Origin of the sequence: Capnocytophaga leadbetteri (genome assembly GCF_003054025.1) — a bacterium.
Lineage (GTDB): Bacteria > Bacteroidota > Bacteroidia > Flavobacteriales > Flavobacteriaceae > Capnocytophaga > Capnocytophaga leadbetteri.
Genome location: NZ_QBKG01000001.1, coordinates 358,100 through 371,584, shown reverse-complemented (window position 1 = coordinate 371,584; position 13,485 = coordinate 358,100). Strand labels below are relative to the sequence as shown.

Annotated in this window: 13 protein-coding genes; 6 read left to right on the top strand and 7 right to left on the bottom strand. The window is 42.4% G+C overall.

The features are described from left to right. Positions 1–162: 162 nt before the first annotated feature. From C8P65_RS01850 to C8P65_RS01840, 3 genes are all read right to left on the bottom strand, one after another. Complete coding sequence (locus C8P65_RS01850; RefSeq protein WP_107780803.1) at positions 163–1,791, bottom strand: S8 family peptidase; 1,629 nt, start codon at positions 1,789–1,791, stop codon at positions 163–165. Between the two features lie 88 nt (positions 1,792–1,879). Next, positions 1,880–2,584, bottom strand: a complete 705-nt coding sequence (locus tag C8P65_RS01845) for a class I SAM-dependent methyltransferase (RefSeq protein ID WP_107780801.1) — start codon at positions 2,582–2,584, stop codon at positions 1,880–1,882. Then, the gene (locus C8P65_RS01840) at positions 2,584–3,558 is read right to left on the bottom strand and encodes a DUF438 domain-containing protein (protein WP_107780799.1); all 975 of its coding nucleotides are present in this window, start codon (positions 3,556–3,558) and stop codon (positions 2,584–2,586) included. The genes C8P65_RS01845 and C8P65_RS01840 overlap by 1 nt, the downstream gene beginning before the upstream one ends. A 347-nt stretch (positions 3,559–3,905) precedes the next feature. Between C8P65_RS01840 and C8P65_RS01835 the strand changes: the two genes are divergently transcribed. After that, positions 3,906–4,238 (top strand): PadR family transcriptional regulator, encoded by a 333-nt coding sequence (locus C8P65_RS01835; protein ID WP_009390543.1) that lies wholly within the window; start codon positions 3,906–3,908, stop codon positions 4,236–4,238. Between the two features lie 6 nt (positions 4,239–4,244). Next, positions 4,245–6,011: a PspC domain-containing protein gene (locus C8P65_RS01830; RefSeq protein WP_107780797.1), complete on the top strand. Its 1,767-nt coding sequence runs from the start codon at positions 4,245–4,247 to the stop codon at positions 6,009–6,011. Between the two features lie 95 nt (positions 6,012–6,106). Here C8P65_RS01830 and C8P65_RS01825 read toward each other — a convergent pair whose 3' ends face one another. Further along, on the bottom strand, positions 6,107–6,628 hold the full coding sequence (locus C8P65_RS01825) for an isochorismatase family protein (RefSeq protein ID WP_107780796.1): 522 nt from the start codon (positions 6,626–6,628) through the stop codon (positions 6,107–6,109). Positions 6,629–6,642: 14 nt separating this feature from the next. Further along, a complete protein-coding gene (locus C8P65_RS01820) occupies positions 6,643–8,100 on the bottom strand; it encodes an MFS transporter (protein WP_107780794.1) in 1,458 nt (485 codons plus the stop codon). A gap of 219 nt (positions 8,101–8,319) precedes the next feature. Between C8P65_RS01820 and dprA the strand changes: the two genes are divergently transcribed. Together dprA and dinB are read left to right on the top strand one after the other, a co-directional pair. Then, complete coding sequence (dprA, locus tag C8P65_RS01815) at positions 8,320–9,417, top strand: DNA-processing protein DprA (protein WP_107780792.1); 1,098 nt, start codon at positions 8,320–8,322, stop codon at positions 9,415–9,417. 15 nt (positions 9,418–9,432) lie between these two features. Beyond that, positions 9,433–10,521: a DNA polymerase IV gene (dinB, locus tag C8P65_RS01810; RefSeq protein ID WP_107780790.1), complete on the top strand. Its 1,089-nt coding sequence runs from the start codon at positions 9,433–9,435 to the stop codon at positions 10,519–10,521. 7 nt (positions 10,522–10,528) lie between these two features. On the opposite strand, the gene C8P65_RS01805 is transcribed toward dinB, so the two are convergent. Both C8P65_RS01805 and C8P65_RS01800 read right to left on the bottom strand, forming a co-directional pair. Further along, complete coding sequence (locus C8P65_RS01805) at positions 10,529–11,059, bottom strand: DUF4112 domain-containing protein (RefSeq protein ID WP_245887274.1); 531 nt, start codon at positions 11,057–11,059, stop codon at positions 10,529–10,531. Positions 11,060–11,551: 492 nt separating this feature from the next. Further along, on the bottom strand, positions 11,552–12,421 hold the full coding sequence (locus tag C8P65_RS01800) for a hypothetical protein (RefSeq protein ID WP_107780788.1): 870 nt from the start codon (positions 12,419–12,421) through the stop codon (positions 11,552–11,554). 191 nt (positions 12,422–12,612) lie between these two features. On the opposite strand from C8P65_RS01800, the gene C8P65_RS01795 reads away from it, so the two are divergent. Further along, positions 12,613–12,807 (top strand): hypothetical protein, encoded by a 195-nt coding sequence (locus tag C8P65_RS01795; protein WP_146162906.1) that lies wholly within the window; start codon positions 12,613–12,615, stop codon positions 12,805–12,807. 5 nt (positions 12,808–12,812) lie between these two features. After that, the gene (locus tag C8P65_RS01790; protein WP_107781148.1) at positions 12,813–13,469 is read left to right on the top strand and encodes a DUF2461 domain-containing protein; all 657 of its coding nucleotides are present in this window, start codon (positions 12,813–12,815) and stop codon (positions 13,467–13,469) included. Positions 13,470–13,485: the final 16 nt, after the last annotated feature.

Here is a 13,485-nt window from a genome sequence, read left to right as displayed (position 1 = left end):
AAAATTAATTTGTAATAAGCAAAAGTTTTATTACACTTTTCCCCTTTTGAAGGAAGTCCGCGAGCTGGCGCAGCGGAGTATGTGAAGGGGGGATGTTAATAAAAAAAAACCGAACAAGTCTCCTCGTTCGGTTTTATATTATTCTACTAATCGCCAAATCTACTAATTGGCTAATTTAACCTTCGCTGCTTTAGCTGCAAGAATCACCGCATTCTTAGCGTTTACAATAGTACCTGTAGTCGATAGGTTCGAGAATTTCATCTCTTTGCGTTTGCCTTTCTCGTTTTCCTCACCTACCCATACGTTCATATCTACTTTCACACCTGATTGCATCAATATTTTCTTCACTTGTGCAGCGGTAAGTGTAGGGAAGTACGAACGCAACAAAGCTGCTACTCCTGCTACCTCTGGCGATGCCATTGAGGTACCTTGCAAAAACTCATACTTGCTTTCAGGTACAGTCGAATAAATCTTCACCCCTGGTGCAAATACGTCTACATTGCGTTTGCCGTAGTTAGAGAATGACGCTACCAAATCCTTGTTGTACTCGTAGTTAAGAGCCCCTACCGTTAAGAAGTTGTTAGCAAACTCTTTCTTGTTCACTTCGTCATTAGGATAAGTATCTTTCACGTCAATATCTTGCGAATCATTACCAGCAGCATTTACTATAAGCACATCTTTAGAAGCCGCGTATTTTATAGCGTCATACACCCATTCTTTGTGAGGCGAAAAAGCTTTACCAAAGCTAGTGTTAATTACTTTAGCACCATTATCTACCGCATAGCGTATAGCAAGAGCGATATCTTTGTCGTACTCATCGCCTTCAGGTACTGCGCGTACAGGCATAATAAGCACGCTATTAGCTACCCCGTCCATACCTATACCATTGTTGCGTACAGCAGCCACTATACCCGCTACGTGGGTACCGTGTAGCGCATCTTTCACATTAGGACCTATTACGTTGTTATTACCGTAATATTTAGTACTAAAATCGTTCTCATCATCTTTAAGTATTTCCTTTCTAGGGTCAAAACTCTCGTTAAGATGATATTTTAGCTGAGTGTCAAAATGTTCTAATGCTTCAGGTAGTTCTTTCTTAAGCTCTTCTGAAGTAATACCGCCTTTTAAAATATCCTTCATAAAGGCTATTATTTGGGTAGTGCGGTCATCGTAAGTCTTGCCTTCAGTAGCTTTTTCAATATCCTCTAAGCTATATACCTCTTTACCTACTATTTTTCTGATAGGTTCGTCAGCTATTTCCACCATTTCCATAAGCTGTTCATAGGCATTTTTCATTTTTTTAGCCTCTATCATCTCCTTTTCATAGGCTTTTTTAGCAGCGGCATACTCAGGGTTTTTAGTATCTTTACTGCGGTATATACGGGTCATTTCAGTATTAGCTTGCGATATATTACCCAAAAAGTTCCACCCGTGCACGTCATCTACATAACCGTTTTTGTCGTCATCTATACCGTTGTTAGGTATTTCCTTGGTGTTAGTCCAAATGATATCTTTCAAATCTTCGTGATTGATATCAACACCCGAATCTACAATCCCAACAGTCACTTGGGTAGGTTTAAGCCCTTTTAGCAAAGCATAAGCTTCGTCAAGGTTTATACCTGGGTATCCTGCCTTAAATCCTTGGTGAGGCCAGCCTTTCAGCTGGTCATCAGTATATTTAGTATCGACAGGGGTAAAAGTGGTAGGTGCTTTCTCAAGCCCTTTAGTAGAACCACAGCTTACCAATAATGAGGTTGCTAAGGCAACCAATAAAAATGATTTCTTGTTCATCACTGTTTAATTAAAAGTGTTTCTTATTTCAGGCGGCAAAAATACAAATCCTATGCCAAATTCGCAAATCTGCTAATCTACTAATTTGCTAATTAGTCAATTTCGCCAAATAGTCAAAATGCTCCCCTTCCGCTACCAACTCACATTGCAGCCCCACAGCGTGCGCCACATTTTGCAGCGTGTTATAATCTACGTATAGCCACTCAAACGGAGGTTCTTGCTCTCCTTTGTATTTCACTACGTAATCCACTTCGCCGTAATAGTCAAACAAAAGGGGCACATCATAGCTCCCATCTGGGTTTTGGTCAAACATATAAATAATGTCCGACGAATCAGTAAGTATCTGCCCATTAGGGGCTAAGAGCGTTTTTAGGTGAGCGTAAAAAGCGCCCATTTTCTTCAGCCTACCGCACATACCCGCTCCGTTCATCAGCAGCAGTATAGTGTCGTACTGTCCTTTCAGGTCAAGCACATTCTGCACTTGGGCATTGCGCAAGCCCCGCAATCTACAAGCCTCTATAGCCTTAGCCGATAGGTCTATACTACACACTTCCAATCCGCGCTCGTTTTGTAGATAGAGCCCGTGCGAACCCGCACCGCAACCTACCTCCAATACCCTACCGCATGCCAATTGTAGTGCCTGTTGTTCAAGCGGGGGCATCTCTGCAAACGACCTAAAAAGATACGGCAGCGGCAACACATCTTCTTCCGAAAGCGTTGTCTCTGTTTTAATATCTTCGGTATACGCCCCTTGCTGATAATCTAATATCGCCTGACCAAATAAATCTTTCATTACTTATCCCATTCTAATAGTCTTCTTTCTCCCTCTATTGTCTTGATGTCCGTAATATCCTGCGACATCTCTATCACCCCCTTGTAGTTCTTATCCTTATCGCGTACCGCAAAATAACGAACGTATATCAGCCTACCGCGGTAGTTAAACCAGAAATTTGCTTCATTCTGGGTGCCTGCACGGAAGTTTTCTACTATCTTAAGCACCGTACCCACGCTCTTGGGCGGGTGACAGAATTTCACCTCTCTGCCTATGATACCCGCACTGCGAGGGAATACCCGTTCCTCACCGCGATTGTAGAAAATCACTCGGTCGTGCTCATCTACAAAAGTAATATCGATAGGCAGTGTTTTTAGCAATAGGTTCACCTGCTCTACGGTCATATAGCCCTCGTCATAGTGAGCCGCATTCTCGTCAAAAGTAACATCGGTACGGCGAGTAGTATCCATCGAGGGGTGTACGTAGGCAGGTGCCTCGCCCTCTTGTTCTTTGTTAGGATAAGGAGCAGGAGTTTCTTTCAGCATCCAGCCGATTTCCTCTTCGCCCTCGCGCATCTTTATCCAATCCTCTTCGGTCAGCAGGTTCAGTGCGTTAGGGAAGAGAATGTTCGCCTCCACATTCAGCAATCTGCCGAGGTTATCTTCTATATAGCGCACATTAGTTTGGGCGGCGTCTAAATCTTTATCTTCCAAGTTTTTACGCACTAATCGGAAGATATCGCGTATCGTATCGTGAAAAGACCACATATTTTGCGAGGGGTTTGTCCACCCGCGCATTTCCAAGAAAGGAAAAAGCTGATTTTCTTTGCGAGCAAAGTGTTTTTCTACGGTACTCAAGTGGTTAAACACGTTGTAGAATTTCTGATAATCGGTATGAGGGTCGATGCTAAGTAGTTCGTCCATCAGGCTGTAAATAAGCTCAGCCTCAAGCATATAGGTATGCACAGGGTGCCCCGCTGCTAATGTTTGTTCCATAAATTTCATTATTTTTTAAGACGCAAAGGTACTAAATAATTAGTTAATTAACAAATTTGCTAATTATCGAGTAGGTTCCGCCCATCCTTCGTCACATACTCGGCTGCGCCAGCTCGCCGACTTTCCTTCGCCCATCCTTCGGTCATCCTTCGGTCATCTTTCGCTCTTCCTCATATTTTAGGGCGTAACATCTGTATTTTATTTTAAATTTTTCATCTCTCTACTCCGCTAATTATCAAACACTTACAAAATATCCTTTACATAGAACTAAAATTTTAACAGTACTATGTATTGCATAATACTATTTTTTACCTATATTTGCACCGAATTTATTAATCACTTTTACTATGGAAGAAATCAACACCGAAAAGATTAAGACCCAAATGCGAAAAGGCATCTTAGAAATGTGTATTCTTTCCGTCATTGATAAAAGCAAAGAAGCCTACGTTTCCGACCTTATCGAAACGATGAAAAACGCCGATATGATTGTTGTCGAAGGCACCCTCTACCCGCTGCTAACCCGACTGAAAAACAGCGGATTGCTCGATTACCAGTGGAAAGAATCCTCTGCAGGGCCGCCCCGAAAATACTACGTACTAACCGACAGCGGCAAACTTTTCTTAAGCGAAACTCTAAAAGCTTGGCGCGAATTACAAACTATGATCGACAAAATAATTTAAGAAACTATGGACAAAACCAAAAACATCAGCTTAGGCGGCTTTTCTTTCCTTATCGAAGAAAATGCCTACACCGCACTCAGTCAATACCTCGCTGAGGTGCGCCAACACTTACAGCACAACTCTGACCGCGACGAAATCATCTTTGATGTAGAACAACGTATGGCCGAACTCCTCAAAGACCGCACTGCCAACCGCGAAGTTATTATGCACCAAGATGTGCTATACCTAATAGAAGTACTCGGAAAACCCGAACAATATGTAGAAGACGAAGAAGCCGACAAGGCTACTAATGCGGCTCCTGAAGCCACTGCAAAAGCCTTTTCAACTAACAAACCGCTATACCGCGACATCGACAACCGCAAAATAGGAGGCGTACTCTCTGGCTTAGCTCATTATTTCAACATTAGTCCTACTATGTTGCGCATCGCTTTTACAGTGCTTTTTACCATTTTCTTTATGCTTGGCGACTGGGGGTGGTTCTCCCCTATGACTGGCAACAGGTGGTTATTCCCTTTCAATTCCATCAGTTGGGCTATGCTAGCCTTATATATTTTATTTTGGATAATTGTACCTGCTGCCCTTACTACCGCACAGAAGTTAGAGATGCAGGGGGCTGCCGTTACCCTCGATTCGCTTGCCAGCTACAAGAGTAGCAGCACCACCTCTACCGAATGGCACAAGAGTTATAGCGACAAAATATTATGGGGGGTTATCGGCGGACTTGCCCAATACACCTCAGTCAGCAGTACTTGGTTGCGCCTTATCTACCTATTGCTTATCCTCGTTTGCATCCCTGTTTATGTAGGGATAAGTATTGCTCTCATAGCAGCTTACTTAGTGTTAACGCTCCTACTCAAGCCTGAAACGGTAGCACCTTCAGCCGAACCCAACAGCAACCCTACCGCAGCATCGACTTCGGCTGTACCTAACAGCAACCCAAAACGCGGTTCGCTACTGCTTACCGTTATCCTTGTTATATTAGCCCTGCCTTTTCTTTTTACCCTTATAGCAGTAATTATGGGCATATTTGGGCTTACCTCTGCCAGCGGGCTCTCGCTCTTGCTCCTCAACGATTACCTACCTTTTATGATAAGTAGCCCTATCGAGCGTTTTGCGCTCTATAGCAGCGTGTTCTTGCTGCTATTAGTACCGCTTTCATTGTTTATCCTCGTGGTAGTCAGACTCAGCTACAAGCGTTTTCGAGGCACGCGTGTATGGGCTATCCTCACTTTTATAGCCTTCATCGCAGCACTTATAGGCTTAAACATCAGTGTAGGCAGTACAGTTAAAGAGTTTTTTATGGAGAACAATTTCGAGCGCAAAATAAGTGTTCCTACTACTTCCGACACGCTACACATCAGCATCAAAAGTAAGTACGGCAGTAGTTTCGACCTAGCAGTCGATGCCGACACCCTGTTAGTGCAACACGAGTGCTTCCTACGCAATATTTTGCCCACTAACGAAAGCGAACCTTACTTGCTGTGCCGACAAAACGCTAGGGGCAGAACAGGTAGTCAAGCCGCCCAAAACGCTAAGAATATCCGTATCCCCTTAGAGATTAAAGACAACCACATCACCATACCCGACTATTACGAAATTATTAAGGGCAACACCTATCGTGGTCAGACCGTAAACTACCAGCTGTATTTACCTGTAGGCAAGTATATAAAGAATGCCAAAAGCTACGATAGTCCTTACAACAGAGCTACCTATCGTCTCAAAGAAGACGGTCTTTACCTAATGACCAAAGACTCTCTACAATTAGTAAACTAACCAATTTTATCAATAAAAAAATTAGCCGATTAGCAAATGAAAAATATATCATTTACTAATCGGCTAATTGTCAAATCGACAAATCGGCAAATCGCCTACTTCACCAATTTGGCTATTTCTTTAAATTTAGGGTGAGCAGCAGTACGCAATACCGAGAAGAGCAACGCTTCAGTGCTGAGCAGTTGTGCGCCAGCATCGCGTAGCATACCAAGGCCTATTTGCTTATTGCTCTCTGTACGAGAGGATACCGCATCAGCGATAACAGTCACTTTATAGCCTGCCGCCAATAGGTCGATAGCGGTTTGGTAGATACAAATATGCGTCTCTATACCGATAAGCACCACGTGCTTGCTATCATATTGCCCTAATCTACTAAGGAAAGCTTCTTCGCCATATGCCGAAAAAGAAGACTTAGTAATAGGGGTTTCACCTGCGAGTACCTCAGCTATCTGCGGATGAGTAGCCCCTAATTTATCAGGCATTTGTTCCACCCAAATAAGCGGAATATCAAGTGTTTTGCAGCCTTCAATCGCAATGCGACTATTGCGTAGCACCTCTTCCGATTGCTGCACTATCTGCGATAATTTACCTTGAATATCGAGAATTACTAATATCATAAGCTACTAATTTACTAATTGGCTAATTTCTTAACCATTATTTTATTGTATAAGTATAGAGATACCGCAGCAAAGACTCCGATACCGAAAATAAGGTACCACATCTTCTCTGGGGTATAGGTTTGCCATAGCATTTCAGTAATTTGCGACTGCGAAAGCCCTAATTTTTGTTCTGCAAGCGCAAAATATTCATTTCTGGTCAACCCCTCAGGCATTGCTATTTGTCTATTAGCCATTTCTGCTTGTAGGAAAGCGTATTTATCCGACCATTTTTCATATAAGTCACCAGAAATAAGCCCTGCAAGATAGTTACCCATAGCTACCGGAAGGAAATAAGTACCTTGGTAAAGGGCTTCTTTCCCTTTAGGAGTAATCTGTGCGATAAAAGCCGAAAGCGTAGGGCTTGCAGCCATCTCACCTACTGAGAAAATCATCGTACCGATAATAGTAAACCACACATTGTTAAACATAAAGGTAAGCGTAACCCCTATAGTACCGATAATAGTACCGCGTATCATAGCGCTCACGTGTGTCATCTTAGTCACGAAGTAAGACACCACTACCTGAAAGAAGATAATCATCAGCGAGTCGATATTCACGAACCACTCAGCTTTTACCTGTCCGTTTTCAGTCAGCATAGTGCCCAAAAATGGCAAGTGCTGATTTATCCACTGACTCATAGCCGAAGAGTCCACCCAATCTTGTATAAAGTTAGGCAAGGTGTAGAATAGCTGATTAAACATCGTCCAGAAGCCGACCATTAGTATAAGCAATATAGTCAAGCGGCTATCGCGCAATGCTTCTATAATGTGCAATACCGATTCTTTTATTTCGGTCAGAAGAGGCTTGCTATCGCGTTGTGCCATTTTGGGCTCTTTGTAGAAGAACAGCACCACCAATAGGTTGATAAGCATCACCACGGCTGCCTGCACAAAGATAATGCGCCAGCCTAACATAGTGCGTAATGATGACGACATAGCCGGACCTATAAAGCCTCCTATATTCACCATCATATAGAAGATACCAAAGCCCAAGGTGCTGGTAGTATCATCTGTATTCCGAGCTACAGTTCCGTTGATAACGGGTTTAAAAAAGCCCCCTCCTATAGCGGCAAAAAGGAAAACCATATACATCGACCAGTAGGTATTAACCTCCCCCATAAGGTAGTAACCCACTGCCATAATAAGACACGAGATAGTCAGTGAAAGTTTATAGCCTATACGGTCAGCAATCACCCCAAATACCAGCGGCAGAAAGTATTGTATAGCCGTCACGTTGCCTATGATACTTCCTTTTTCAGAGTGCGAAAGTCCAAGACCTCCTTCGTCAGTCGAAGCTACCAAATACAAAGGCAAAAGGGTAAAAATACCATAAAAGCCCCAACGCTCCATCAGCTGTAGGAAACTCGCCACCCAGAAGTTAGGCGAAAAAGTTCGTAGGGTTTGCAATAACGATTTTTTATTTGCTGTCATTATGATAAAATGTTTAGTAATTTCAAAAAACAGGGGCAAAAATAGTACCTTTTTTCAAAGAAACAAAAACCATAACCCCAATTGTATCAAAGGAATAAACAAATGTTATATTTGTAACATCTCATTGGCTAATTTCCTAATAGGCTAATCTGCTAATTTGCTAATTTTCTAATTATTTTCGTATTTTTGCATCGCATTACCATTTTTTGAAACTGCATTATGAACGACGATTTGCTCTATCTTATTGCGCTGAAGAAAATCCCTTTAGTAGGCGACATCACTGCCCGAAAGCTACTCACACACTTCGGCAGTGCTCAACGCATCTTTGCTCAAAGCAGAGAAAAACTCGAAAAACTCATCGGTATAGGCTCTAAGATAGCTGATAACCTCCTGCATAGTGCCACTTATCTGCACGAAGCTGAGGCTGAACTCTCCTTTGCCGAGCAGCATCACATACAGGTGATTGCCTATACCGACCCGCAGTACCCTACTCTATTGAAGCAATGCCCCGACAGCCCTATTTTCTTTTATCAAAAAGGAAACATACAGCTGTCTAACAAACGCATCATCAGTATCGTAGGCACTCGCAATAGCACCCCTTATGGCAATGCTTTCTGCGAAAAGCTCATCGAAGAGTTAGCTCCCTTAGGAGTGGTAGTGGTCAGTGGCTTTGCTTATGGTATCGACATCACGGCACATAAGGCAGCTATAAAGCACCACCTGCAAACGGTAGCTTGTTTAGCTCACGGACTTAATTTCATCTATCCGCCTGCCCACAGCAAGTACGCTGAGGCAATGACCGAAAACGGTGGCTTCATCACTGACTTTGGCTATTTGAGTGCTTTCGACCGCAAGAACTTTCTAAGCCGCAACCGCATCATTGCAGGGCTCTCGCAGGCTACTATAGTGATTGAGTCGGGAAAGAAAGGCGGCAGCTTAGTCACTACCGATATAGCTTCCTCTTACGGGCGCGAGGTCTTCGCCGTCCCTGGTAGGGTTACCGACCCCTATAGTATAGGTTGCAACGAACTGATACGCAGCGGCAAAGCCAACATACTGCTATCAGCGCAAGACCTCATCGATACTTTGGGCTGGCACAACACCCCACCAAAGGAAGTACAGCAGGAACTATTCCCTACCTACACCCCCGAGGAAGAGCCGGTAATAGAGCAACTGAAGAAAGGCGGCAAGATGACTTTAGACAGCCTATCGCTTGCCTGCCAAATACCCGTGTACCAGCTCTCTAACCTCCTCTTTCAAATGGAACTCAAAGGCTACGTACACTCCCTACCTGGCAAAATGTTCGAAATAATCTAATTTCTTTTCTTTTTTTTGACGCGAAAAATCATACATATCGATATGGACGCCTTCTACGCTTCAGTAGAGCAACTCGACTTCCCCCATTTGCGTGGCAAAGCCATTGCGGTAGGCGGAAGCGAAGCGCGCGGAGTGGTAGCGACTGCCAGCTACGAGGCGCGTCAGTATGGGGTGCATAGTGCTATGAGCGGCGTACTAGCGCGCAAACGCTGTCCGCACCTCATATTTGTACCCCCTCGCTTCGAGCGATATAAAGAAATATCAAGGCACATTCGCAGTATCTTCCACCGCTATACCGACTTAGTAGAGCCCCTTTCGTTAGACGAGGCGTATTTAGACGTTACCCATAACAAAGTGGGCAATCCTTCGGCTACTCTTATCGCACAAGAGATAAGGCAAGCTATTTTTACTGAAACAGGACTCACTGCTTCCGCAGGCATTTCTATCAATAAGTTTATTGCCAAAATAGCCAGCGATGTCAATAAGCCCAACGGACAGAAAACCGTCACTCAAGACGAGGTACAAGATTTTTTAGACACGCTCAATGTCAAGAAGTTTTACGGCATCGGCAAGGTAACAGCCGAAAAGATGTATGCTTTGGGCGTTTTCACAGGCAAAGACCTACGCCAGAAGTCATTAGCATTTCTCGAAAGAAATTTCGGCAATAGCGGCAAGCACTACTACGAATTGGCGCGCGGTATTCACAATGGCGAGGTACAGCCTTTCAGAATACGCAAATCGGTAGGGGCAGAACAGACTTTTGCTGAAAACCTCACCAGCGAAATCTATATGCTCAAAGAGTTAGATAGCATAGCCAGCGAAGTAGCGATGCGTTTAGCACAGCAAAAGGTAGCCGGCAAGACCCTCACTCTAAAGATAAAGTACAGCGATTTTAGCATACAAACGCGCAGCAAAACCCTAAAGGACTATATCAGCACAAAAGAAGAAATAATGCTGTATATCAGCGAATTGCTATACCAAGACCGCCTATCCGACTCCGTGCGCTTATTGGGTATTTCAGTGTCGCACCTCAATAACGATCCGGACAAGACCGTCCCTCCTACCCCACAATATATACAACTCAAACTGCAGTTCCCCGATTAGAGGTTGGTTATATATAACTCATTATCCACTGATAAAGATGGGTTACCACCGACCATAAGAACACAATCAGATAATAAATAGCCACTCCTAAAACCACGAGCCATATAGTAGTAGAGACAGCCCTTCGCTTCACTTTTTTAACGATATTCGGGTCATCATTCACAAAGCCCTCTATCAAAATAGTATTTTCTCGGTAAGACTTATAGAATATATCAAGCACAATCCCCGCATAAGGAATCAGCCCTACAAAAATATCTATAAACACATTGCGCAAGAGCGTCATTGTAAGGGCATACGATCTAATCTTAAAAATCGAAATATAGAAAAACGAAGCATTAAACAGCTGAGGCACAATGTCGCCCACCACCGGCACCAAACCCAGTATAGGGTCTAAATAATAGTCGTCCATCACCTTAGTAGCCGTCTTCATTGCCCTATAGCTTCTACTCTGCTCCATACGCAACTTGCGCTCAGCTTTCTTCAACAACTTTTGTTCCTCTTTCAAAGATGTATCCATAGTATCTGTTCCTTTTTCCATTATTTTTCTGTTACGTTTCTGTTACTTCTACGCCGCAAAGTTCCAACACTTTTTCCACATAACCAAATACTTGTCACAGTATGATACAGAGCCTTTGAGATATATGCTATACGTTGGACAACAGAAATCTTTTTTAAAGAAGCCAAACAATACTTAGGTTTAGGTAAGTGTCAATCTGTAGACTTTGGTGCTCAGACAGCCTCTACATCAATTGTGATGTTAGAATACAGCTTACTCTCGTTAGCCAAAAAAGAGCTTGAATATCAGACTATTGGAGGAATATTGAAAAGATACGCCTACCTTAGATGAACGTATATTACTTATTATCAAAGAATTAGTTCTTGATTTAGCAGAGATTCTTGAGATACCTTTTGAAGAACTAATAACAAAAATAATATCTGAAAATAAGCAACTTATGAAATGGATTAATTTGAATCCCTTATCTGAAGCTGCTTAGAACAACTTGCGAAACTTAAATTAGCAAATTAACCTTTATTTCAATTGCATTACACGACTTAAAAGCAGAGGTAAACCTGTATTTTTGATATTATCATTATTCCAAAAGCTCATCACACAAGCAATAGGGCGATTGCGCACCACTTGGGCTACATAGTACACCGTAAGTGTTTTAGCGCCCGACATCCCTGCTAAAGCTGACGCAACTCCCTTGATGTCAAACACTACTCTCTTAGCTTTGGTGGGTACCTCTTCAAAAAGTACCTCAACTTCTTCCTCTTCTATAGGTTTCAACATTTTGCGTTGTTTGTTGGCTGCAAACTGGTCGGCTACAGCTTGTTGAGCGTCTTCCAAAGTGCGATATACTCCCCAATTCATTTCGCCGTTGTACGGACATTGCACTATGTTGATACCCGTGAAATAACAGTCGTCTAACATCGGGATTTTTCGTCCTGCAAAATCAATACTTCTGGCATCGGTAGGGGCAAATAATTCCTGAGGGATTTTATTTTCAACAATGAGGTTTACTAAGGATTCTTCTACCTCAACTTCTCTGTCTCTCAGTTTTGAAAACCAAACAAGGGAAATAGTATTCGCTGGACTTTTCACAAAATAAAGAGACTCTACATACTCCTCTTTATCTCTATTAACCAAATAGTTATCAGTGTGTATGCGAGGGTTAGGCTGCGCGTCTTGCGCATTAATTTTCAATTTTCGGTAGGCTTTCTTAAAGCCTTTTTCATCAAAAGGAAGTTTCAAATCCTCATTGGTAATGATATAACCATCGATAGCATAAAATTCTCTATCGCCGTTCTTGATTGCTGAAAGACGGTCTAACAAGGGCAATTCTTGTGCATAGGTAGCCCACAAAAAACTACCAAAGAAAAATAGAATATAATATTTCATAATTAACAAGTTACGTTATTCAGAGGACAAAAATAAATAGAAACGCTCTCTTTTGCAAATAAAACTATAGCTTTATAAAAAAAATCTATAACTAAAATACTCTCAATCATTTTTTTTTTATAATATCTTTGCTAAAATTATTAAATCTCCGATTAACATTGAAAATAATGCAATTATATCTTCAATACAGAATGGATACAGAAAGAATACAGGAACAATACAGAAAGACTCAAGAAATAGCATTATCAAATCAGCAACAAAAACACCAAAACATTACGAATAATGCAATAACAACAAAAAAAAATAAATACCAAATTATCTTACTAAAAACATCTCTCCTTTCCAAAATATTATTATTTTTGCAAAAACAAAAAAACCTTATATGAATAATATTGTTTTCAACTTCCTTACAGAGCTCGCTAAAAACAACCACAAAGAATGGTTTGACGCTCACAAAAACGACTACGAGGCAGCTAAAGCAGCTGTTAATACCGTATGCGAGACTATTTATAACGAAATAGCCCTAAACGACGCACTTTCGCCTATGAAAATATACCGCATCTACCGCGATTTGCGTTTCTCTAAAGACAAAACTCCCTATAAAACCCACTTCGGTTGCTATTTCCAACGCAAACAACCTCATTACCGCGGCGGTTATTACATCCACATCAGTCCTGAAGAGAGTTTTGTAGGCGGAGGCTTCTTCAATCCTAACAAAGAAGATTTGCTGCGTATCCGCCAAGAAATTTCATTAGACGGCGACACTTTTGCCCAAATAATGCAACACCCAGAGGTAGTAGCCCAATTTGGCGGCAAACTGTGGGGCGATGAGGTAAAAACGGCTCCTAAAGGCTTCGAGAAAGACGACCCAATGCTCGACTCCCTACGCAAAAAGCAGTTTCTCCTCAAACACGATTTCACCCCTGCCGAAGTCCTCTCCCCCGACTTCACAGCCAAAGCCATCAGCAGCCTAAAGGCTATGCGCCCTTTCTTCGATTTTATGACCGGTGCCCTCACCACCGACCTCAACGGTGAACCTCTTTTCTAATAACTAGCATTTGTTA